1 protein-coding gene is annotated in these 26183 nt (G+C 72.6%); it reads left to right on the top strand.

Annotation, left to right across the window (positions count from 1 at the left end; genetic code table 11):
* Positions 1-5: 5 nt before the first annotated feature.
* Positions 6-26180, top strand: coding sequence for a non-ribosomal peptide synthase/polyketide synthase (locus VGX25_RS30785; protein WP_326921458.1), 26175 nt, complete (start codon positions 6-8; stop codon positions 26178-26180).
* The last annotated feature ends 3 nt before the right edge of the window (positions 26181-26183 follow it).

The following is a 26183-nucleotide window of genomic DNA, read 5'->3' as shown; positions in this document are numbered from 1 at the left end:
AACTCATGCTTGCCAAGGACACCCCGGCCGACCACGAGGTTCCCGACGCGACCGTGGTGGATCTGTTCGCCGAGCAGGTCGAGCGCACGGCCGACACCGTGGCGGTCCGCGCCGCGGACGGCGGCGCGCTGACCTATCGGGAGCTGGACGCGCGGGCGAACCGGCTGGCCCACCGGCTGCTCCGGCTCGGAACCGACCCGGAGGACCGGGTCGGGGTGCTCATGGAGCGGTCGATCGATCTCGTCGTGGCCGAGCTGGCCGTCCTCAAGGCCGGGGCGGCCTACGTGCCGCTGGACACAAGGGCCCCGGTGGACCGGTTGCGGCTGCTGCTGGCCGAGGCGGGGATCTCGGTGGTGCTGACCGAGCACCGGTGGCAGACCGTCGCCCGTGATGTCCATAGTGGACATATCGTCGTGCTGGACGCCGACCCGCTCGACGAGCCCGATCACCGGCCCGAGGTGCGGGTCTACCCGGACAACCTGGCGTACATCATGTACACGTCCGGCTCGACCGGCACACCAAAGGGCGTCGCGGTTCGCCACCGGGACGTGACCGCGCTCGCCATTGACGGCCGCTTCCGGGGCGGCGGGCACGAGCGGGTGCTGCTGCACTCGCCGCTGGCGTTCGACGCGACCACCTACGAGCTGTGGGTGCCGCTGCTCAACGGGGGCCGGGTGATCGTGGCCCCTCCGGCCGACGTCGACCCGGACGTGCTGCGCCGGGTGATCGCCGAGCACCGGGTGACCGGGCTCTGGCTGACCTCCGGCCTGTTCCGGCTGATCGCGCAGGACGCGCCGGAGTGCCTCGCTGGCGTGCGGGAGGTCTGGACCGGTGGCGACGTGGTGCCCGCCGCGGCCGTGCGCCGGGTGATGCAGGCCTGCCCCGGCGTGACGGTGGTGGACGGGTACGGGCCGACCGAGACCACGACGTTCGCCACCTCGTTCCCGATGCCGGACCTCGAGTCGGTCCCGGAGGTGGTGCCGATCGGGCGCCCGCTGGACGGCATGCGGGTGCACATCCTGGACGGCGGCCTCACGCCGGTGGCGCCCGGGGTCGCCGGCGAGCTGTACATCGCCGGCGCCGGGCTGGCCCGGGGATATCTGGGGCGGCCGGGGCTGACGGCGGAACGCTTCGTCGCCAACCCGTTCGGGCCCGCGGGCGCGCGCATGTACCGGACCGGCGACGTGGTGCGCCTGCTGCCCGGCGACATCGTGGAGTTCGTCGGCCGGGTGGACGACCAGGTCAAGATCCGGGGATTCCGGATCGAGCCGGCCGAGATCGAGTCGGTGCTGGCCGCCCACCCGGACGTCGCCGACGTCGCCGTGATCGCCAGGGAGGACGCGGCGGGCCGCAAGCGGCTGGTGGCCTACGTGGTTCCCGAGTCCGGCGCCACGGCGCCCGAGCCGGCCGGCCTGCGTGCCCTCGCCGCCGAGTCGCTGCCCGACTACATGGTGCCGTCGGCATTCCTGACGCTGGACAAGCTTCCGTTGAGCGGCAACGGAAAGCTGGACCGGCGCGCCCTGCCGGCGCCGGACTGGGGCGCGCTGGCCGGCGCCAGGTACGCCGCCCCGACGACCGACACGGAGCGGGCGCTGGCCACGATCTTTGCCGAGGTGCTCGGCGTCGAGCGGGTCGGCGTCCACGACGACTTCTTCGACCTTGGTGTGGATTCCCTCGTGGGCATCCGGGCGCTGTCCCGGATCCGGGCGACCTTCGGGGCGGAGCTGTCCGCTCGCGCGCTGTTCGACAACCGGACCATCGCGGTGCTTGCGCGGCTGCTGCCGGCGCGTCCCGGCGCCCGGCAGGCGCCGATCACTCCGGCGGCGCGGGACCGGGCGCTGCCGCTTTCCCCGGCGCAGCAGCGGTTGTGGTTCCTGGACGACCTGAACCCCGGTGGGATCGAGTACAACACCGGGGTCGGGCTGCGCCTGTCCGGCGGGTTGGACGTCGAGGCGTTGCGGGCTGCCCTTGCCGCGCTGGTGCGCCGGCACGAGGCGCTGCGCACCACGTTCGAGACCGTCGACGGACACGGGGTTCAGGTGGTCGCGGCGACCGGCGAGATTCCGCTCCGCGAGCTCAGCGTGTCCACTATGGACGAGTTGGACCGGGCGCTGGCCGACGAGCTGAGCGTTCCCTTCGACCTGCGGCGCGGCCCACTGGCCAGGGCGCTGCTGGTGCGGATCGCCGAGGACGACCACGTGCTGCTGCTCACCCAGCACCACATCATCACCGACGGTTGGTCGATTCGCGTGCTGACCGACGAGCTGGCCGAGCTGTACGCGGCCGCGGTCACCGGCACCGCGGTCGAGCTGCCGGAGCCGCCGATCCAGTATCCGGACTTCGCCGTGTGGCACTCCGAACGGCTGTCCGGGTCCGGTCTGGACGAGCATCTGCAGTACTGGAAGCACAAGCTCGCCGACCTCGCGCCGCTCGAGCTGCCCACCGACCGGCCCCGGCCACCGGTTCGGACCTCCCGCGGCACGGTCTACCGGCACGAGCTGCCGGCCGAGCTGGTCCGGCGGGCGACGAGGTTGGGGCAGGCGCATGGCGCGACGCTGTTCATGACGCTGACCGCGGCGCTGCAGGTCCTGCTGGCGCGCTACTGCGACCAGCGCGACATCGCCCTCGGAACGGTGACCTCGGGCCGGGACCGCGCCGAGACGGAGGATCTGGTCGGGTTCTTCGTCAACACCCTCGTCCTGCGCTCCCAGGTGAAGCCCGCCGCGCCGTTCGGCGAGCTGCTCGACGAGGTCCGGGACACGGTGCTGGAGGCGTTCGCCCACGGCGAGGTGCCGTTCGACCGGTTGGTCGAGGTGCTGCGGCCGGAGCGGGACCCGAGCCGCACGCCGCTCGTGCAGGCCCTCGTGGTCCAGCAGAACTCGATGGTGCGGCCGCGCGAGACGGCCGGCCTGCGGATCGCCGAGCACGACCTGCCCCGCCCCGCCGCCCGGTTCGACCTCGTGGTGGAGTTCTGGCCCCGCGACGACACGCTGAACCTGACGATCGAGTACAACACCGACCTGTTCGACGAGCGGACCATCGAGCGGCTGGCCGGTCACCTCGAGGTGCTGCTTGCCGGCGTCACCGCCGACCCGAGCCGGCCGGTGGCCGAGTATCCGATGCTCACCGCCGACGAGCGGCACCGGCTGCTGGTCGACTGGAACGACACCCAGCACGCGGTGGCACCGGTGGTGCTGCCCGAGCTGTTCCAGGCGCAGGTCGCCAGGACGCCGGACCTGCCCGCCGTGATCTGTGCCGGCAGCACGTTGACGTATCAGGACCTGGAGACGCGGGCGAACCGGCTGGCGCACCTGCTGATCGCGTCGGGTGCGGGTCCGGAGCGGATCGTCGCGCTGGCCCTGCCGAGGTCGGTGGAGATCGTGGTCGCGCAGCTGGCGGTGGCCAAGGCGGGCGCGGCCTTCCTGCCCGTCGACCCGGCGTACCCGCCCGCGCGGATCGCCTTCATGCTGTCCGACGCCGAGCCGGTCGTGGTGATCACGCTGGCCGAGCTGGCGCCGAGACTGTCCTGCCCTGCGGGCACCACGGTGCTGGTGCTCGACGATCCGGACGTCCAGTCCACAGTGGACGCCATGCCGGGCCGTCCGCCGACCGACGCGGACCGGTCCGTTCCGTTGCGGCTCGCGCATCCGGCCTACGTGATCTACACGTCCGGGTCCACGGGACGGCCCAAGGGCGTCGTGGTCTCCCACGCGGGGCTGGCGAGCTTCTCCGCCGCCGAGATCGACCGGTTCGCGGTCCGGCCATGGGACCGGGTGCTGCAGTTCTCCTCGCCGAGCTTCGACGCCTCGGTGCTCGAGCTGTGCATGTCGCTGCCGGCCGGGGCGGCCCTCGTGGTTCCGCCGCCCGGCGCGCTGCTCGGCGAGGCGCTGGCGGACGTGCTTGCCGAGCAACGGGTGACGCACGCGCTGATTCCGCCGGTGGCGCTGGCGACCGTGCCGGAGACCGCGGTGGCGGACGGGCTGCCGGACTTCCGGTCGGTCGTGGTCGGCGGTGACGCCTCGTCGGCCGAGCTGGTGGCCAGGTGGGCGCCGGGCCGGCGGCTGATCAACGCGTACGGGCCCACCGAGTCCACAGTGGTCTCGACGTGGAGCGAGCCGCTGTCGCCCGGCGGGGTGCCGCCGATCGGCCGGCCGATCTGGAACACCCGGGCCTACGTGCTGGACCGTGGTCTGCAGCCGACCCCGGTTGGCGTCCCCGGCGAGCTGTACGTGGCGGGCGTCGGGCTGGCCCGCGGCTATCTCGGCCGGCCAGGGTTGACCGCGGATCGCTTCCTGGCCAACCCGTTCGGGCTTCCCGGCGAGCGCATGTACCGCACCGGGGACGTGGTCCGCTGGACGGCCGACGGGCAGCTGGAGTTCGTCGGGCGGGCCGACGAGCAGGTCAAGATCCGCGGGTTCCGGATCGAGCTCGGCGAGGTCGAGGAGTCCCTCCTCCGGCACGACGACGTGGCCGAAGCGGTCGCGCTCGTCCGCGTGGACGCCGGGCACAAACGTCTGGTGGCCTACGTGGTGCCGACCCCGGACGCGGCGGTGGATCCCGCCGCGCTCCGGGGATTCCTGAGCCGGACGCTGCCGGACTACATGGTGCCCTCGGCATTCGTCGTGCTCGACCGGTTGCCGTTGAGCCCCAACGGAAAACTGGATCGGCGGGCGCTGCCCGCGCCGGACTGGGGCACCGCGTCGGGCGCCGACTACGTGGAACCCAGCACCGCGACCGAGTGGGCGCTGGCGGAGATCTGGGCCGAGGTGCTCGGCCTGGAGCGGGTCGGCGTCGAGGACAACTTCTTCGAGCTCGGCGGCGACTCGATCCTGAGCATCCGGATGGTCTCCCGCGCCCGCCGGGTCGGCCTTCTGCTGTCCTCCAAGGACATCTTCCTGCACCAGACCATCGCCGAGCTGGCCCCGTACGTCGGGCAGGTGGAGCCGGAGCGGGCGCCGGCCCCGGCCGGGTACTCCGAGGACAGCTACCCGCTGACCCCGATGCAGGCGGGGATGGTGTTCCACGGGCTGTCCCAGGGTGACCAGGGCGTCTACTTCCAGCAGATCACGTTCGTGCTCGACGGTGTGTCCGATCCGCATGTGCTCGGCCGGGCCTGGCAGCACGTCGTGGACCACACGCCGGTGTTGCGCACCCACGTGGTGTGGGAGGGGGAGTCGGAACCCCGGCAGGTGGTCAACCGCGAGGTCACCCTGCCGGTGACCCATCTCGACTGGACTCAGCTGTCCGAAGTGGAGCGAGAGGCCGAGCTGGACCGGCTGCTCGAGCAGGATCGCGCGCGGGGCCTGGACCTCGGCGCCGCGCCACTGTTGCGGGTGACGCTGGCCCGTCTCTCGGACAACGAGGTTCGGGTGTTGTGGACGTTCCACCATGTCCTGCTGGACGGGTGGAGCGTGTTCGGCGTGCTGTCCGACGTGTTCGCCTGCCACGCCGCGCTCCTGCGGCGGGACAGCGATCTCGGGCTGCCGCACCGGCGGCCGTTCCGGGACTACGTCGAGTGGCTGCGCGGCCGCGACGACGGCGGCGCGGAGCCGTACTGGCGGCGGGTGCTCGGGGACTTCGAGTCGTCGACGCCGTTGCCCTACGACCGGACGCCGGTGCGGGCGCACACCGCCCGCTCCTCAGGGCGGGTCTCGGTGGAGGTCGACGACGCCGAGTCCGGCCGGCTGGCCGAGTTCGCCAGGCGGCACCATCTCACGGTCAACGCGGTCGTGCAGGGCGCGTGGGCGCTGCTGCTGTCCCGGTACAGCGGGCAGCGGGACGTCTGCTTCGGCGCGACCGTGTCCGGCCGCCCGGCCGAGCTTCCCGGCGTTGACGACATCGCCGGCATCTTCATCAACACGATGCCGGTCCGGGTCGCCGTGGACGACCGGTCCGACGTGGTCGGCTGGCTGCGGGAGCTGCAGGCCGCGCAGGCGGAGGCGCGCCGGTTCGAGCACGTGCCGCTGACCAGGGTGCACGCCTGGAGCGGGGTTCCCGGCGCGGTCAACCTGTTCGACAGCATCGTGGTGTTCGAGAACTACCCGATCAACGACGAGGCCGCGGCCGCGCATGGTCTCCGGTTGCGCGAGCTTCGGGCCAACGAGACGACCAACTACCCGCTCAGCGTCATGGTGTCGCCGGGCCGGCGGCTGGTGATCGAGCTCGGCTACGACCCGGCCCTTTTCGACGACGGCACCGCGGCGCGGCTGGCCGAGCACCTTCGGGTGCTGCTGGCCGGAATCGTCGCCGAGCCGCAGCGCCGGGTGGCCGACCTCCCGATGCTCAGCGAGGCCGAGCGGGACCGGGCGTTGGTGGAGTGGAACGACACCGGGTGCGCGGTTCCCGAGACCACGCTGCCGGAGCTGCTGGCCGCCCAGGCGGCGCGCACGCCCACGGCCACCGCCGTGGTGTTCGAGGGGACCTCGCTGTCGTACGCGGAGTTGCACTCCTGGGCAAATCGCCTGGCGCACAAGCTGATCGACCAGGGGGTCGGGCCCGAGCACCGGGTCGCGGTGGCGTTGCCGAGGTCGGTGGAGCTGGTGGTCGCGCTGTGCGCGGTGCTCAAGACCGGCGCCGCGTACCTGCCGCTGGACCCGGGCCTGCCGGCCGAGCGGACCGCCTTCATGCTCGACGACGCCCGTCCCGCGGTGGTGCTCGACCGGCTCGAGGCCGTGCGCGCCACCGACGGCTACCCGGACACCGACCCGACCGGACGAACGCCGCACCCGCTCAGCCCGGCGTACGTGATCTACACCTCCGGCTCGACCGGCCGGCCCAAGGGTGTGCAGGTCCCGCACGCCGGGATCGTGAACCGGTTGCTGTGGATGCAGGCCGAGTACGGGCTGCACGAGGACGACCGGGTGCTGCAGAAGACGCCGTCGAGCTTCGACGTGTCGGTGTGGGAGTTCTTCTGGCCGCTGATCGTGGGCGCCACGCTGGTGGTGGCCAAACCCGAGGGGCACAGGGATCCCGCGTACCTGGCCGAGCTGATCCAGGCCGGCGGCGTCACCACCGTCCACTTCGTACCATCGATGTTGCGGGCGTTCCTGCAGGATCCGGCCGCGGCACGGTGCACCGGGCTGCGCCGGGTGATCTGCAGCGGGGAGGCGCTGCCCCCGGACCTGGCCCACCAGTTCCACACCACGCTCGACGTGGAGCTGCACAACCTGTACGGGCCGACCGAGGCCTCGGTCGACGTGACGTACTGGCGGTGCCCGCCGGGCGAGCGCGCGGCCGCGGTGCCGATCGGGCGTCCGGTGTGGAACACCCGGATGTACGTGCTGGACCGGGATCTGCGGCCGGCGCCGCCTGGCGCGCCCGGCGAGCTGTACATCGCCGGGGCGCAGCTGGCCCGCGGATACCTGCGGCGGCCCGGGTTGACGGCGGACCGGTTCGTGGCCGACCCGTTCGGCCCGGCGGGAAGCCGGATGTACCGCACCGGGGACCTGGCCAGGTGGACGGCCGGCGGTGAGCTGGAGTACCTGGGCCGCACCGATGACCAGGTGAAGATCCGCGGGTTCCGGATCGAGCTCGGCGAGATCGAGGCCACCGTGCTGCGGCACGACGAGGTGGCGCGGGCGGCGGTGGTCGCACGGGAGGACCGTCCTGGGGACAGGCGCCTGGTGGCCTACGTCGTGCCGGCGCCGGGGGCGGTGCTGGACACCGCCGCGCTGCGGGAGTTCGTGGGCCGGGTGCTGCCCGACTACATGGTGCCGTCGGTGTTCGTCACGCTTGCCGAGCTTCCGTTGAGCCCCAACGGAAAGCTCGACCGCAAGGCGTTGCCCGCGCCGGACGTCGATGCGCTGTCGGCCGAGTACGTGCCGCCGCGCACCGAGACCGAGCGGATCCTCGCGGGGATCTGGTCCGAGGTGCTCGGCGCTGAGCGGGTCGGCGTCGAGGACAACTTCTTCGAGCTCGGCGGCGACTCCATCGTCAGCATTCAGGTGGTGTCCCGGGCCAGGCAGGCCGGGTTCGGCCTGCTTCCGCGGGATCTGTTCGTGCACCAGACGGTCGCGTCGCTGGCCGCCAACGTCACCGGGCTGACGCCGGTGGCCGAGCAGGGGCCGGTGACCGGGACGGCGCCGCTGACGCCGATCCAGCGGTGGTTCTTCGAGACCCAGACGGTCCGTCCGGAGCACTTCGACCAGTCGGTCATGATGGAGCTGGCCGCCGACGTCGACGAGGCGGCGCTGCGGGCGGCGTTGGCCGCGGTGCTCGAGCATCACGACGCGTTGCGGATGCGGTTCGAGTGCCGCGACGGCCGGTGGCACCAGCACAACGCGCCGATCGAGCCGGTCGACGTGCTCCGCAGGCGCAATCTGTCCGGTTTGGACGATTCCGGCCAGCGCGCGGCGGTCGAGCGGGACGCCGCCGAGGTGCACGCGGGCTTCGACCTCGAGCGGGGGCCGCTGCTTCGGGCGGTGCTGTTCGACCTGGGCGCCGGTCGGCGGCCGGTGCTGCTCGTTGCGGTGCATCACCTCGTGGTTGACGGGGTGTCGTGGCGGATCCTGCTGGAGGATCTGGGAACCGCGTACCGGCAGGCGCGGCGCGCCGAGCTGGTCGATCTCGGTCCGAAGTCGACGTCGTTCCGGGAGTGGGCGACGCGGCTGGCCGACCACGCGGCCGCCGGTGGGTTCGACGACGAGCTGGCCCACTGGTCCGAGTTGGACGGTGAGGCGCCACTGCCGGTGGACAAGCCGGGCGCCAACACGGTCGCGTCGACGCGTTCGGTGACGGTGCGGCTCGATCAGGAGTTGACCAGGGCGCTGGTGCAGGACGTGCCGGGGGTGTACCGGACGCAGATCAACGACGTGCTGCTCAGCGCGCTGGGCCGGGTCCTGCAGCGGTGGACGGGCCGCGACCGGGTGCTGGTCGACCTCGAGGGGCACGGCCGCGAGGAAGTGCTTGCCGGCGTCGACCTGTCCCGCACGGTGGGCTGGTTCACCACGATGTTCCCGGTCGCGTTCGACCTGGCCGGCCTCGGGGACTGGGGTGCGGTGCTCAAGTCGGTCAAGGAGCGGCTGCGGGCGGTGCCGCGGCGTGGCCTCGGCTACGGGGTGCTGCGCTACCTCACCGACGGGTTGGCCCAGCGGACCCGACCGCAGATCAGCTTCAACTACCTCGGCCAGTTCGACTGGGCCGACGCGGCGACCGACGGGCTGTTCCACGGAATGCGCGGTGGGCTGAGCGCCGACGCCAGCCCGGATGCCGGGCGCCCGCACCTGCTGGACGTCGTGGGCCGGATCGAGCACAAGTGCTTGGAGGTCAACTGGTTCTACTCCGCCGACGTGCACGACGAGGCGACCGTGCGGGGGCTGGCCGAGGAGCTGGTCCGGGCCCTGCGGGACATCGTCGAGCACTGCGCGCGACCGGGCGTGGGTGGCCGCACCCCGTCGGACTTCCCGCTGGCCGGCCTCGACCAGGCGGGCGTCGACCGGCTCGTGGGCGACGGCCGGCTGGTCGAGGACGTGTACCCGCTGACGCCCACCCAGGCGGGCATGGCCTTCCACGGCCTGTCCCAGGGCGAGCAGGGGGTCTACTTCCAGCAGACGGTGTTCGTCCTCGACGGCGTCACCGACCCGTACGTGCTCGGGCGGGCGTGGCAGCACGTGGTCGACCGCACGCCCGCGCTGCGCAGTCGCGTGGTGTGGGAGGGGGTGTACCAGCCGCTGCAGATGGTTCACCGCCAGGTCACGCTTCCCCTGACCCAGCTCGACTGGCGTGCGCTGTCCGAAGAGGACCGAGAGCGCGAGCTGCGGCGGTTGCTGGAGCGGGACCGGTCCGAGGGACTCGACCTGACCACCGCGCCGTTGATGCGGGTGGTGCTGGCGCGCCTGTCGGACACCGAGGTCCAGGTGCTGTGGACGTTCCATCACGTGTTGCTGGACGGCTGGAGCGCGTTCCAGGTGCTCACCGACGTGTTCGCCAGCCACGCCGCACTGTCCGAGGGCCGGGTGCCGAGGCTCGTCGCCCGGCGCCCGTTCCGCGACTACCTGTGGTGGTTGGCCGAACAGGACCTGACCGAGGCGGAGCGGTACTGGCGGTCGGTGCTCGGCGGCCTGGAGTCGCCCACCCCGTTGCCCTACGACCGGGTGCCGGCGCAGGCGCACACCAGCACCTCGGCCGAGTGGCTGTCGTTCGAACTGGACGAGGAGAAGTTCGCCCGGTTGCGCGAGATCGCGCAGCGCAACGGGCTCACCGTCAACACCATCATGCAGGGCGCCTGGGCGCTGCTGCTGTCGCGGTACAGCGGGCAGCGGGAGGTCTGCTTCGGCGCGACGGTGTCCGGCCGGCCGGCCGACCTGCCGGGCGCGAACGACATCCCGGGCCTGTTCATCAACACGATCCCGGTGCGGGCTCGGTTGGCCGACACCGCGCCGGTCGTCTCCTGGCTGCGGGAGCTGCAGGCCGCGGCGGCGGAGTCCCGCCGGTTCGAGCACGTGGCGCTGACCCGGTTGCACGCCTGGAGCGGGGTTCCCGGTGGCGTCAACCTGTTCGACAGCATCGTGGTGTTCGAGAACTACCCGATCAACGACGAGGCGGCCGCGGCGCACGGCCTTCGGCTGCGTGGGCTGAAGGCGATCGAGACGACCAACTACCCGCTGAGCATCGGCGTGTTCCCGGGGCGGCGGCTGTCGATCGAGCTCGGCTACGACCCGGCCCTTTTCGACGCGGCGACCATCGAGCGCATGGCGGGACATCTCGCCCGCGTCCTCGACGTCTTCTGCGCCGACCCCACGATCGCCGTTGGCCGGGTCGACATCCTGACCGAGCCCGAGCGGCACCGGCTGCTGGCGCGGTGGAACGACACCGGGTGCGCCGTCCCGTCGACGACGCTGCCGGACCTGTTCGCCGCGCAGGTTCGCCGGTCGCCGGACGCGGTGGCCCTCGTGTCCGAGGACACCGAGCTGTCCTATGTGGACTTGAACGACCGGGTGAACCGGTTGGCGCACCTGCTGATCGAGCGGGGCGCCGGTCCCGAGCGGCTCGTCGCGCTGGCGATGCCGCGCTCGGCGGAGCTCGTCGTCGCGCTGCTGGCCGTGCTGAAGGCGGGCGCGGCCTACCTGCCGGTCGACCCGGAGGACCCGGCCGAGCGGATCGCGTTCCTGCTCGACGACGCACGACCGGTGCTGACGTTGACCACGAGCGAGCTGGCCGAGCGGTTGCCGTCCGGTGTGGCGCGGCTGGTGCTCGACGACGCCTCGACCATCGAGGCCGTTGCGGGCCGGCCGGCCGGCGATCCGACCGACGCTGAGCGGATCCGGCCGCTGCTGCCGACCCACCCGGCGTACGTGCAGTACGTCTCGGGATCGACCGGGCGGCCGAACGGCGTCGTGGTCACCCACGAGACCGTCGTGGAGCTGGCGTTCTGGGCGGCCGCGCGGTTCGGCGCCGCGGGACTGTCCCGAGTGGTGGCCTCGACCCCGCTCACCCTCGACCTCTCGGTCTTCGAGATCCTCTGCCCGCTGGTGGCCGGCGGCGGCGTCGAGGTGGTGCGGGATCTGCTCGCGCTGGCCGAACCCCGGGCCGACCGGTGGCCGGTGAGCCTGATCAGCGCGGCGCCGTCGGCATTCGCCGAGCTGCTCGGCAGGGGCGCGGTGGAGATCGCCGCGGGCTGGGTGGTGCTGGCGGGTGCGGCGCTGCCGACGGGCGCGGTGCGGGAGGTTCGGGAAGCGCTGCCCGGCGCCCGGATCGCCAACGTCCACGGGCCGGCGGAGGCGACGGTCTGCGCCGCCGCGTGGTGCTCGGACGGCGATCAGGTCTCGCCGGTCTGGCGGCCGATCGCCAACACCCGGACGTACGTGCTGGATGCGGCGCTGCGCCCGGTGCCGGTGGGCGTTCCCGGTGAGCTGTACCTCGGTGGTGGCCTGGCCCGGGGATATCTCAACCGGCCGGGGCTCACCGCGGAGCGGTTCGTCGCCGACCCCTTCGGCGAGCCGGGTTCGCGGCTGTGCCGCACCGGGGACGTGGTGCGCTGGACCGTCCGGGGCGAGCTGGAGTACCTGGGGCGGTCGGATCACCGGGTGGAGATCGGCGGGTTCCGGGTCGAGCCGGGCGAGATCGAGTCCCACCTTGCTCGGCACGAGGACGTGGCCGACGCCGTTGTCGTTGCCCGGCAGGAGGATTCCGGGCACCCGCGGCTGGTGGCCTATGTCGTGCCGGCGCCCGGCGTGACCGTGCGCACCGCCGCGCTGCGGGAGTTCCTCCGCCGGGCGCTGCCGGACTACCTGGTGCCGTCGGCGTTCGTCGTCCTCGACCGGTTGCCGGCCAAGCCCGACGGGAGCCTGGATCGGCGTGCGCTGCCCGAGCCCGACGCGACCGCCGTGGTGCCCACCGGGCCGGCGGAGCCGAGCACCAGGGCCGAGCGCGTCCTGGCCGAGGTCTGGGCCGGCGTGCTCGGCGTGGACCGGGTCGGCGTCGAGGACAACTTCTTCGAGTTGGGCGGCGATTCGATCCTGAGCATTCAGGTGGTGTCCCGGGCCCGGCAGGCCGGATTGGACGGTCTGACCCCGAGGGACCTCTTCGCGCATCCGACGATCGTCTCGCTGGCCGCCAAGGTGACCGAGACCGCCGAGCCGGCGACGGCCGAGCAGGGACCGGTCAGCGGGCCCGTGCCGCTGACCCCGATCCAGCACTGGTACTTCGACACGAACCCGGCCGCGCCGCAGCACTGCGACCAGTCGGTCATGGCCGAGCTGGTCGACGGGGTCGACGAGGCCGCCCTGCGCGCGGCACTGGCCGCGGTGATCGAGCACCATGACGCGCTACGGATGCGGTTCGAGCTCGTCGACGGCGCGTGGCGGCAGGAGAACACGCCGGTCGAGCCGGTGGACGTGCTCCAGCGGCTCGATCTGTCCGGTTTGGACGATGACCGCCAGCGGGCGGCGATCGAGCGGGTCGCCGCCGCGGTGCACGCCAGCTTCGACTTGCGGCAGCCGCCGCTGCTGCGGGCGGTGCTGTTCGAGCTCGGCGCCGGCGCCTCACCCGTGCTGCTGGTTGCCGTGCATCACCTGGTGGTCGACGGGGTGTCCTGGCGGATCCTGCTGGCCGATCTCGAATCCGCCTACCTTCAGGCGTCCCGCGGCTCCCGGGTGGACCTCGGGCGCAGGACGACCTCGTTCCGGGACTGGGCGCGGCGGCTGGCCGAGCACACCCGCGCCGGCGGCCTTGCCGACGAGCTGGACCACTGGACCGCGGTGTCCGCCGAGCGCGCTCCGGCATTGCCGACGGATGGCAACGGGGACAACACGATCGCCTCGACCCGTTCGGTCACGCTGCGCCTGGACCCGGCAGAGACCAGGGCGCTGCTGAAGGACGTGCCGGGGGCGTACCGCACGCAGATCAACGACGTGCTGCTCGCCGCGTTGGGTCGGGTGCTCGCCGACTGGACCGGGCACGACCGGGTCCTGGTCGACCTGGAAGGGCACGGCCGCGAGGGAGACCTCCTGGACGGCGTGGATCTGTCGAGGACCGTTGGCTGGTTCACCACGATCTTCCCGGTCGCCCTCGAACTGCCCGCCGGCCGGGACTGGGGCGCGGTGCTGAAGTCGGTCAAGGAGCGGCTGCGCGCGGTGCCCCGGCGTGGCCTCGGCTACGGGGCGCTGCGCTACCTCGCCGACCCGAACGAGTTGGCCGGCGCGGGCGAGCCGCAGGTGAGCTTCAACTACCTCGGCCAGTTCGACTGGCCGGCCACGGGGGACGGGCTGTACCGGGCGATGCGGACCGGGATGGAGTCGGACACGTTCGCCGGGGCCGTCCGGCCGCACGTGCTGGACGTCGTGGGACGGGTCGAGCGGCAGTGCCTCGAGCTCACCTGGTTCTACTCCGAGCACCTGCACCACGAGGGCACGATTGCCGCCCTGGCGGAGAAGTTGCTCGGCGCGCTGCGCGACATCGTCGCGCACTGCGCGCAACCCGGATCCGGTGGCCGCACCCCGTCGGACTTCCCGCTCGTCCGGCTCGATCAGGCCACTGTGGACAGGTTGGTCGGCGACGGGCGGTCGGTGGAGGACGTCTACCCGCTGACGCCGATGCAGGCGGGGATGGTGTTCCACGGGCTGTCCCACGGCGAGCTGGGCATCTACTTCGAGCAGGCCACCATGGTGCTGGACGGGGTCGCCGACCCGCACGTGCTCGGCGCGGCCTGGCAGCGGGTGGTCGACCGGACCCCGGTGCTGCGCAGCGGCGTGGTGTGGGAGGGCGTACCCGAGCCGCTGCAGGTCGTGCACCGGGACGTCCGGCTGCCGGTCAGCTATCTCGACTGGACGCACCTGTCCGAGTCGGGCCGGCGGGAGGAGCTGCGCCGGTTGCTGGCCCGCGACCGGTTGACGGGCCTGGATTTGACCACCGCCCCGCTGATGCGGCTCGTGCTGGCCCGCCTGCCCGACTCCGCGGTCCAGGTGGTCTGGACCTTCCACCACCTGCTGCTCGACGGGTGGAGCGTGTTCCACGTCCTGTCCGACGTGTTCGCCGCGCACGCCGCGCTGGCCGCCGGCCGGCCGCCGGAACCGGTGGCCAGGCCGCCGTTCCGGGACTACCTGCGCTGGCTGTCCGAACGGGACCGTCCGGAGGCGGAGGCGTACTGGCGGCGCATGCTGGGGGACTTCGAGTCGCCGACCCCGCTGCCGTACGACCACGCCCCCGGGCCGGTGCACTCGACCCGCTCCTCGAAGCAGCTGACCGTCGAGCTGAGCCAGGACGTGTCCGAGCGGCTGCGGGATTCGGTGCGCCGCCACGGTTTGACGCTCAACACGGTCGTGCAGGGCGCGTGGGCGCTGCTGCTGTCCCGGCACAGCGGCCAGCCGGACGTGTGCTACGGCACCACGGTGTCCGGGCGCCCGGCCGACCTGCCCGGCGCCGAGGCGATCACCGGCCTGTTCATCAACACGATTCCGGTGCGGGTCCGCTTGGACGGCGCCGTGCCGGCCCTGTCCTGGCTGCGCGCCGTGCAGGCCGAGGCGGCGGAAGCCCGCCGGTTCGAGTACGTGGCGCTGACCCGGCTGCACGCTCTGAGCGGGGTTCCGGGTGAGGTCAACCTGTTCGACAGCATCGTGGTGTTCGAGAACTACCCGATCAACGAGCAGGCCGCCGCGGCGAGCGGCCTCCGGGCGCGCGAGATGGACGCCGTCGAGACGACCAACTACGCGCTCAGCCTGGTGGCCTACTCGGGCAGCAGGCTGGAGTTGACCCTCGGGTACGACCCGGATCTGTTCGAAGTAGACACCGTGGAGCGGCTGTCGGCGCACCTGACGGCGTTGCTGACCGGAATCGCCGACGACGTCGAGCGCCCGGTGGCCGACCTTCCGATGCTGAGCGAGGCCGAGCGGAACCGGGTGCTGGTGGAGTGGAACGACACCGCCAGGGCCGTTGCCGGCATGACCGTGCCGGAGCGGTTCGCGCTTCAGGTTGCGCGGACACCCGACGAGACGGCCCTGGTGTGCGGGGACGTTCGGCTCAGCTACGCCGAGCTCGACGCCCGTGTCGACCGGTTGGCGCGCCGGTTGGTCGCGCGGGGCGCCGGCCGGGAACGGGTGGTGGCCCTCGCGCTGCCGCGGTCGGACATGGTGATCGCGTTGCTCGCCGTGCTCAAGGCCGGCGGGGTGGCCCTGTCGCTGGATCCGCAGTATCCGGCCGAGCGGTTGGCGTTGATGCTCGCCGACGCCGATCCGGTGTGCGTGGTCACCACGGGCGCCGTGGCCGGTCGCCTCCCCGCGACCGGCGTCCCGCTGCTGATGCTCGACGAGGCCGGCCCGGTGGCGGCGGGCGAGCTCGGCCGGCCGGATCCGGCCGATGCGGCGTACCTGATCTACACGTCGGGGTCGACCGGCACGCCGAAGGGGGTGCTGGTCGGCCACCGGAGCCTGGCCAACCTGTTGGCGCATCACGAGTCGGCGATCCTGCCCGGCATCGTGCGGGCGGTCGGCCGGCGGCCGCGGATGACGCACTCGGCGTCGTTCTCCTTCGATGCGTCCTGGGATCCGGTGCTGTGGCTGGTCGGCGGCGTGGAGCTGCACGTGCTGGACGAGACGACCTATCCGGATGCGGTCGCCCTTGCCGGGTACGTGGAGCGGCACCGGATCGACGTCGTCAATCTGACGCCGGTGTACCTGCAGCGGCTCGTCGCGGACGGGTTGCTGTCCGGGGACCGGCACCGCCCGGCGGCGGTTCTCGTGGGCGGGGAGGCCGTGCCGGATCCATTGTGGAACGAGCTGGCGGCCGCGCCGGGCACGACGACGTACAACTTCTACGGTCCGGCCGAGTGCACGGTGAACTCCGCGATCGCCAGGGTGACCGGTGTCCGGCCGCGGATCGGCCGCCCGGTGACGAACACGCGGGTCTACGTGCTGGACCGGGATCTGCGGCCGGTGCCGCCGGGCGCGCCCGGCGAGCTGTACATCGCCGGGGCGCAGCTGGCCCGCGGATACCTGCGGCGGCCCGGGTTGACGGCGCAGCGGTTCGTGGCCGACCCGTTCGGCCCGGCGGGAAGCCGGATGTACCGCACCGGAGATCTCGGCAGGTGGACGGCCGGCGGTGAGCTGGAGTACCTGGGCCGCACCGATGACCAGGTGAAGATCCGCGGGTTCCGGATCGAGCTCGGCGAGATCGAGGCCGCCCTTGAGGGGCATCCGGACGTGACCCGTGCGGTGGCGCTCGCCAGGGAGGACCGCCCCGGGCACAAGCGCCTGGTGGCCTACGTGGTGCCGGCAGCCGGCCGCACACCGGATCCCGCCGGACTGCGCGGTTTCCTCGGCCGGACGCTGCCCGACCACATGGTGCCCGCGGCGTTCGTGACGCTCGCCGAATTGCCGTTGAGCCCCAACGGAAAGCTCGACCGCAGGGCGCTTCCGGCCCCGGATGCGGGAGCGCTGATCCGGGCCGACTTCGTCGAGCCCCGCACCGAGGCCGAGCGCACCGTCGCCGAGATCTGGTCGGACGTGCTCGGCGTGGACCGGGTCGGGGTCGAGGACAACTTCTTCGAGCTCGGCGGCGACTCGATCCTGAGCCTGCAGGTCGTGTCCAGGGCGCGCCGGGCCGGGTTGAACCTGATGCCCGCCGACCTGTTCCAGCACCCGACCGTCGCCTCGCTGGTGGCGAACCTGACCGAGGCGGCGCCGGTCGCCGAGCAGGGTCCGGTCAGCGGCCCGGTGCCGTTGACCCCGATCCAGCATTGGTTCTTCGACACCCAGACCACACGGCCCGAGCATTTCAACCAGTCGGTGCTCGTCGAGCTGACCGAGGACCCGGACGAGCCGGCCCTGCGCCGGGCGTTCGACGCGGTGCTGGCCCACCACGACGCGCTGCGGATGCGGTTCGAGGTCGTCGACGGCACCTGGCGCCAGCACAACGCGCCCGTCGAGCCGGTCGAGGTGCTGCAGCGGCGCGATCTGTCCGATGTGGACCCCAGTTCCCAGTGGGCGGCCGTGGAGCGGGCCGCAGGCGAGGCGCACGCCGGCTTCGATCTTGGCCGGCCGCCGCTACTGCAGGCGGTGCTGTTCGACCTCGGCGCCGGGCGGCGACCGGTGCTGTTCCTGGCCGCGCACCACCTGGTGATCGACGCGGTGTCCTGGCGGATCCTGCTTGCGGACCTGGAGACCGCCTACCGGCAGACTGCGCGTGGCGAGATCGTCCACCTCGGACCGAAGACCACGTCGTTCCGGGAGTGGGCGACGCGGTTGAGCGAGCACGCCGCGGGCGGCGGGTTCGACGGCGAGCTCGACTACTGGTCGGGCGTGATCGAAGCCGGCGACCCCTCGCTGCCGGTCGACCGCCACGGCGCCAACACCGTGGGCTCCGCGCGGGTGGTCACGGTGCGGCTGGCGCCGGAGCAGACCCAGGCCCTGCTGCAGGACGTGCCAGGGGTCTACCGCACGCAGATCAACGACGTCCTGCTGAGCGCTCTCGGCCGGGCGCTGAGCCGGTGGACCGGGCACGAGCGGGTGCTGGTCGACCTCGAGGGCCATGGCCGCGAGGACGTGGGTCGCGTCGACCTGTCCCGCACGGTGGGCTGGTTCACCACCATGTTCCCGGTCGCACTCGACGGGTCGAGCGGCGCGGACTGGGGCACGGCGATCAAGTCGGTCAAGGAGCGGTTGCGCGCCATCCCCCGGCGTGGTCTCGGCTACGGTGCCCTGCGCTACCTCAAGGGCGGGACCGGTCTGGCCGCGGCCCCGCAGCTCAGCTTCAACTACCTCGGCCAGCTCGATCGGTCCACAGAGGACGGACTGTTCCGGGCCGTGCCCGGCGGGCTCGGCGGGGACTCGAGCTCCGAGGCCGTCCGCCCGCACCTGCTCGACGTGGTTGGCCGGGTCGAGCGGGGGCGCCTCGAGCTCAGCTGGCTCTACTCCGCCGAAGTGCACGACGAGGCAACGGTGCGGCGGGTGGCCGAGGACACGCTGGCGGCGCTCGGGGAGATCGTGGAGCACTGCGCGCAACCGGGCGTCGGCGGCCGCACCCCGTCCGACTACCCGCTCGCCCGGCTGGACCAGGCCAGCGTGGATCGCCTGGTGGGCAACGGATCGGACGTCGAGGACATCTACCCGCTGACCCCGACGCAGGCCGGGATGGTGTTCCACGGCCTGTCCCAAGGGGAGCAGGGGGTCTACTTCGAGCAGGCGGCCTTCGTCCTGGACGGTGTCGCCGATCCGCACCTGCTCGGCCGGGCCTGGCAGCACGTCGTCGACCGGACCCCGGTGCTGCGCACCTGCGTGGTGTGGCAGGGCGTGCCGGAGCCGGTCCAGGTGGTGCGCCGGGAGGCCGGCCTGCCGATCGCGTACCTCGACTGGACCGGCCTGTCCGAAGCGGACCGGCTGGCCGAGCTCGACCGGTTGCTGGAGCGCGACCGCGCGGAGGGTCTGGACCTCGCCACGGCCCCGTTGCAGCGGTTGACGCTTGCGCGCCTGTCCGGCTCCGAGGTCCAGGTGCTGTGGACGTTCCATCACCTGCTGCTGGACGGGTGGAGCGTGGCCCAGGTGCTGTCCGACGTGTTCGCCTGCCACGCCGCGCTGGCCGAGGGCCGGCGGCCGGAGCTGGCGGCCCGGCGCCCGTTCGGCGACTACCTGCGCTGGCTGTCCGAACAGGACCGCCCGGAGGCCGAGGAGTTCTGGCGCGGGGTGCTGGGAGACCTGGAGTCGCCGACGCCGCTGCCGTACGACCGGGTGCCGGCGCGGGCGCACTCCGCCCGCTCGTCGGAGTGGTTGACCGTCGAGCTCGGCGAGGCCGAGTCCGGGCGCCTGCGCGAGGTCGCCAAGCAGCACGGGTTGACGATGAACACGGTGGTGCAGGGGGCATGGGCGATCCTGCTGTCCCGGTACAGCGGGCAGCGCGACGTCTGCTTCGGCAGCACGGTGTCGGGCCGGCCCGCCGATCTGCCCGGCGCCGAGGCGATCACCGGGATCTTCATCAACACCCTGCCGGTGCGGGTTTCGGTCGACGGCACGGGCGAGGTCGCCGGCTGGCTGCGCGAGCTGCAGGACGGGCAGGCGCGGGCACGCCGGTACGAGCACCTTGCGCTGCCGCAACTGCAGGCGTGGAGCGGGGTTCCCGGCGGGGTCAACCTGTTCGACAGCATCGTCGTGTTCGAGAACTACCCGATCGACCACGAGGTCGCCGCCACCCATGGCCTTACGGCGCGCGACATGCGGTCGATCGAGACGACGAGCTACCCGCTCACCGTCGCGGTGGCGCCCGGCCGGCGGCTGTGGATCGGGCTCGGCTACGACCCAGCCCTGTTCGACGCCACCACGATCGAGCGGCTCACGGGCCAGCTGACCCACGTGCTCGAGACCCTCATCGCCGATCCCGCGGGCTCACTGCGCCGCGTCGGTCTGCTCGGCGACGCCGAACGTCATCGGCTGCTGGTGGAGTGGAACGACACCGACCGCGCCGTCGCCCCCGCCACGTTCCCGGAGCTGTTCGAGGCGCAGGCGGGACGAACCCCGGAGGCGCCCGCCGTGCTGTTCGACGGGGGAGCGCTGACCTACGCGGAGCTGGAGACCAGGGCCAACCGCCTTGCGCACCTGCTGATCGCGCGGGGCGCCGGGCCGGAGCGGATCGTGGCGCTCGCCCTGCCGCGGTCGGTGGACATCGTGGTCGCGCAGCTGGCGGCGACCAAGGCGGGTGCGGCCTACCTGCCGATCGACCCGGACTATCCGGCGGAGCGGATCGCCTTCATGCTGGCCGACGCCGATCCGGTGCTGGTGATCACCTCGGCCGGGCTGGCCGGGAACCTGCCAAGGGTGGACGACCTGCCGGTGCTGATCGTGGACGATCCGTCCACTGTGGATGCGCTGGGTGCGATGCCGGAGCGCGCACCGACCGACGGCGACCGGACCGCGCCGCTGCGCCTGACCTCCCCGGCGTACGTGATCTACACGTCGGGCTCGACCGGACGGCCCAAGGGCGTCGTGGTCCCACACGCCGGCCTGGCGAGCTTCTCGGCCGCGGAGGTGGACCGGTTCGCCGTCCGGCCGGGCGACCGCGTGCTGCAGTTCTCCTCGCCGAGCTTCGACGCGTCGGTGCTGGAGCTGTGCATGTCGCTGCCGGCGGGGGCGGCGCTGGTGGTGCCACCGCAGGGCGTGCTGCTCGGCGAGACGCTGGCGGAGGTGCTCGCGCAGCACGCCGTGACGCACGCGTTGATACCGCCGGTGGCGCTGGCCACCGTGCCGGCCACCGAGCTGCCGGCCTTCCGCACCGTGATCGCGGGCGGGGAGGCGTGCACGGCGGAGCTGGTCGCCCGCTGGGCGCCGGGCCGCCGGATGATCAACGCCTACGGCCCGACCGAGTCCACAGTGGTCACCACGTGGAGCGAGCCGCTGTCCCCTGGCGGGACGCCGCCGATCGGCCGGCCGATCTGGAACACCAAGGTCTATGTCCTGGACGCGGATCTGCGGCCGGTGCCGGTCGGCGCTCCCGGCGAGCTGTACGTCGCCGGCGGTGGCCTCGCGCGCGGCTACCTGAACCGTCCCGGTCTGACGGCCGCGCGGTTCGTCGCCAACCCGTTCGGCCCGCCGGGGGCGCGGATGTATCGCACCGGCGACGTGGTGCGGTGGAGCGCCGACGGCGAGCTGCACTACGTCGGGCGGGCCGACGACCAGGTGAAGATCCGGGGGTTCCGGATCGAGCTGGGTGAGGTCGAGTCCGTGCTGCTGCGGCACGACGGGATCGCGCAGGCCGTGGTGGTGGCCAGGGAGTCGGCCGGGCACAAGCGGTTGGTGGCCTACCTGGTGCCGGCGCCCGGCATCCGACCGAGCACGGCCGAGCTGCGCGAGTTCGTCGGCCGGGCGCTGCCGGACTACATGGTGCCGTCGGCGTTCGTGCTGCTCGACGAGTTGCCGTTGAGCCCCAACGGAAAGCTGGACCGCAGGGCCCTGCCGGAGCCGGACCCGGACGCGCCGTCCGCCGGGTTCGTGCCGCCGCGCAACGAGATCGAGCGCGAGCTGGCCGGGATCTGGTCGGCCGTGCTCGGTGCGCGGCACGTGGGGATCGAGGACAACTTCTTCCAGCTCGGCGGGGACTCGATCCTGAGCATCCAGGTGGTGTCCAGGGCCCGACAGGTGGGCCTGGCGTTCACGCCCCGGGATCTGTTCACCCATCAGACGATCGCGTCGCTGGCCGCGGCCGTGTCCGAAGCGGCGCCGCGGGTCGTTGCGCAGGGACCGGTCAGCGGCGCCGCACCGCTGACCCCGATCCAGCGGTGGTTCTTCGAGACCCAGACGGCACGGCCGGAGCACTTCAACCAGTCGATGACGGTCGAGCTCGCCGACGACGTCGACGAGGCGGCGTTGCGCGTGGCGTTGACCGCGTTGATCGAGCACCACGACGCGCTGCGGATGCGGTTCGAGCTCGTCGACGGTGCGTGGCGGCAGGACAACGCCCCGGTGGCGCCGGTGGACGTGCTGCGCAGGGCCAAGTTGTCCACGATGGAGCAGACGGTGGCCGAGGCGCACGCCGGTTTCGACCTGGCGGAGCCACCGCTGCTGCGGGCGGTGCTGTTCGACGGTGCGGCCGGGCGCCGGCCGGTGCTGTTCCTTGCCGCGCACCACCTGGTGGTTGACGCGGTGTCCTGGCGGATCCTGCTCGAGGACCTCGGCACCGCGTACCGGCAGGCGCTGCGTGGCGAACGGGTCGACCTCGGCGTGAAGTCGACGTCGTTCCGGGACTGGGCGATCCGGCTCGCCGAACGCGCCACCTCGGGCGGGTTCGACGACGAGCTGGCGTACTGGTCGGGCATGAGTCACGGCGCCCACCGGGAAGACAGCGGCACCGCCGCGTCCACGCGTTCGGTGACCGTGCGGCTGGATCCGGAGCTGACCAGGGCGCTGTTGCAGGACGTTCCCGGGGTCTACCGCACCCAGGTCAACGACGTGTTGTTGAGCGCGCTCGGTCGCGCCCTGTGCCGGTGGACGAACGACGATCGGGTCGCCATCGCGCTGGAAGGCCATGGCCGCGAGGAGGAGTTGCTCGACGGCGTGGACCTGTCCAGGACGGTGGGCTGGTTCACCACGATGTTCCCGGTCGAGCTCGACCTGTCCGGCGCCGCGGACTGGGCCGCCGTGCTCAAGTCGGTCAAGGAGCAGTTGCGGGCCGTGCCCCGGCGCGGGATCGGGTACGGCGCGCTGCGTTACCTGGCCGGGGCGAGCGGGCTGCCCGAGCCCACCGCGCCGGCGGTGAGCTTCAACTACCTCGGCCAGTTCGACTCGGCTGCCGCGACGCAGGACGGTCCGTTCCGCGCGGTCCGCGGCGGGCTGGACGGCGACGTGAGCCCGGACGCCGCACGGGCGCATCCGCTGGACGTGATCGGCCGCGTCGAGGACGACATCCTGGAGCTGAGCTGGTTCTACTCGAGCGAGGTGCACGACGAGGCAACGGTGCGGCGGCTGGCCGACGACATGCGCGGCGCGCTCGCGGAGATCGTCGAGCACTGCGCGCGGCCGGACGCGGGCGGCCGCACCCCGTCGGACTTCCCGCTGGCCGGGCTCAGCCAGGAGCAGGTCGACCGGATCGCCGGCACCGGCCGGTCCATTGAGGACATCTACCCGCTGACCCCGATGCAGGCCGGAATGGTGTTCCACGGCCTGTCCCAGGGCGAACAGGGTGTGTACGTCCAGCAGACGGTGTTCGTGCTGGACGGGGTCGCCGATCCGCACGTGCTCGGCCGGGCGTGGCAGCACGTGGCCGACCGGACGCCCGTCCTCCGCACCGGGATCGTGTGGGAGGGCGTGCCGGAGCCGGTCCAGGTCGTGCACCGGGACGTTCGCCTGCCGATCAGCTATCTGGACTGGACCGGACTGTCCGAGGTGACCCGCCGGGACGAGCTGCACCGGCAGCTCGAGCGCGACCGCAAGGAGGGCATGGACCTCAGCGTGGTTCCGCTGCAGCGGTTGGTGCTCGCCCGGCTGTCCGACACCGAGGTGCAGGTCATGTGGACCTTCCACCACGTGTTGCTGGACGGGTGGAGCGTGTTCCAGGTGCTGTCCGACGTGTTCGCCGCCCATGCCGCCCTCGCCGGTGGCCGCCGCCCCGAGCTCACCCCTCGGCGCCCGTTCGGCGACTACCTGCGCTGGCTGTCCGAACAGGACCGTCCGGAGGCGGAGGAATTCTGGCGCGCCGCCCTTGCCGGCTTCGAGTCGCCGACCCCGTTGCCGGTGGACCGGGCGCCGGCGCAGACGCACGCCGCTCGCTCCTCCGAGTGGCTGACCTTCGCGCTCGGCGACGAGGAGTCCCACCGGCTGTACGAGTTCGCCAAGCGGCACCGGCTGACGGTCAACGCCGTGGTGCAGGGCGCGTGGGCGACGCTGCTGTCCCGGTACAGCGGTCAACGGGACGTCTGCTTCGGCGCGACGGTGTCGGGCCGGCCGGCCGACCTGCCCGGTGCCGACGCCATCACCGGGATCTTCATCAACACGCTGCCGGTGCGGGTCACGGTGGACGGCAGCGGCGTGGCCGACTGGCTGCGCGCGCTGCAGGAGGCACAGGTGGCGGCCCGGCGGTACGACTTCGTCTCGCTGACCCAGCTCCAGTCCTGGAGCGAGCTGCCCGGCGGCGCGAGCCTGTTCGACAGCATCGTGGTGTTCGAGAACTACCCGATCAACGATCAGGCGGCCGCGGCGCAGGGCCTCGCGCTGCGCGAGGTGGACGCGATGGAGACGACCAGCTATCCGCTCACCGTCGTGGCGGTGCCGGGTCCGCGGTTGTCCATCGGACTCGGCTACGACCCGGCCCTGTTCGACGCCGACACCGTCAAGCGGATCGCGTCCTATTTGGACACACTGCTGGACGGGTTCGTCGCCGATCCGGATCGCCCGGTGTCGCGGGTGCCGATGCTGACCGAGCCCGAGCGGCGCCGGCTGCTGGTGGAGTGGAACGACACCGACCGCGACGTCCCGTCCGCGTCGCTGGCGGAGCTGTTCGACGCGCAGGCGCGCCGGACGCCCGACGCCGTGGCCGTGGTCTGCGACGGCGGCGCGCTGAGCTACGCCGAGCTCGACGCACGGGCGAACCGGTTGGCGCACCGGCTGATGCGGCTCGGTGTCCGGCCGGAGGACCGGGTCGGCGTGCTGGTGGAGCGCTCGGTCGAGCTGGTCGTGGCCGAGCTGGCGATCGTCAAGGCGGGCGGGGCATATCTCCCGCTGGACATGCGGGCCCCGGCCGACCGGCTGCGGTTGCTGCTGGCCGAGTCCGGCGCCACGGTCCTGGTGGTCGACTCGTCCTGGCGGGAGGCCGCCGAGGGCATCCACAGTGGACATCTGGTGGTGGTGGACGACGAGCGGCTGGCCGAGGAACCGGTGACCTCGCCCGAGATTTCGGTGCACCCCGACCAGCTGGCGTACGTCATGTACACCTCGGGCTCGACCGGCCGGCCGAAGGGGGTCGCCGTGCGGCACCGGGACGTCGCGGCGCTCGCGTTCGACCGCCACTTCCGGGGCGGGCACGACCGCGTGCTGCTGCACTCGGCGCAGGCGTTCGACGCCACCACCTACGAGCTGTGGGTGCCGTTGCTCAACGGCGGTCAGGTCGTGGTGGCGCCGCCGGGTGACGTGGACGACGACGTCCTTCGGCGGATGATCACCGAGCACGGGGTGACCGGCCTGTTCCTCACCACCGGGCTGTTCCGGATGATCGCCCAGGAGTCGCCGGAGTGCTTCGCCGGCGTGCGGGAGGTGTGGACCGGCGGGGACGCCGTGCCGGCCGCCGCGCTGCGCCGGGTGCTCCAGGCCTGCCCGGACGTGCTCGTGGTCGACGTCTACGGACCCACGGAGACCACCACGTACGCCACCCGGCACCCGATGTCCACCGTGGACTCGGTGCCGGACGTGGTGCCCATCGGCCGCCCGCTGGACAACATGCGGGTCTACGTCCTCGACGGGGACCTGAGCCCGGTGCCGCCCGGTGCGCCCGGCGAGCTGTACATCGCGGGCGCCGGCCTGGCCCGCGGGTACCTGAACCGGCCGGGGCTGACCGCGGAGCGGTTCCTGGCCAACCCGTTCGACGGCCACGGCGCCCGCATGTACCGGACCGGCGACGTGGTCCGCTGGACCGCAACGGGCGAGCTGGAGTTCGTCGGGCGGACCGACGAGCAGGTCAAGATCCGCGGGTTCCGGATCGAGCTGGCCGAGGTCGAGGCCGCGCTGGCGGCGCATCCCGAGCTGGCCCAGGTCGCGGTCGTCGCGCGCGAGGACCAGCCCGGCGCCAAGCGACTGGTGGCCTACGTGGTTGCCGAGCACGGGACGGCGCCGGACACCGCGGCGCTGCCGGAGTTCCTCGGCCGGACCCTGCCGGACTACATGATCCCGTCGGCGTTCGTGGTGCTCGACCGGTTGCCGTTGAACGTCAACGGAAAGCTGGACCGGCGCGCCCTGCCGGCGCCGGATTTCGTCGCCATGACGACGGTTCCCTACACCCCGCCCAGCACCGACGCCGAGCGCGCCCTTGCCGAGATCTGGGCGGAGGTGCTCGGTGTCGAGCGGGTCGGCGTCGAGGACAACTTCTTCCAGCTGGGCGGGGACTCCATCAAGAGCCTGCACATCTCCGCGAGGACGAAGGCGGCGTTCGACGTCACCCTGACGCCGCGGGACGTCCTCACCACCCGCACCGTCTCGGCGCTGGCCGAGCTGGTCGAGGAGAAGATCCTGCGCGAACTGGAAAGTGTTGCCTTCGGTGACGGCAACAACGAGGACCTGTGAGGA

This window comes from Actinophytocola sp., from assembly GCF_035942955.1.
GTDB lineage: Bacteria > Actinomycetota > Actinomycetes > Mycobacteriales > Pseudonocardiaceae > DASYTH01.
Note: the sequence above shows the minus strand (reverse complement) of the source record. Positions and strands in the feature narration are given on the sequence as shown.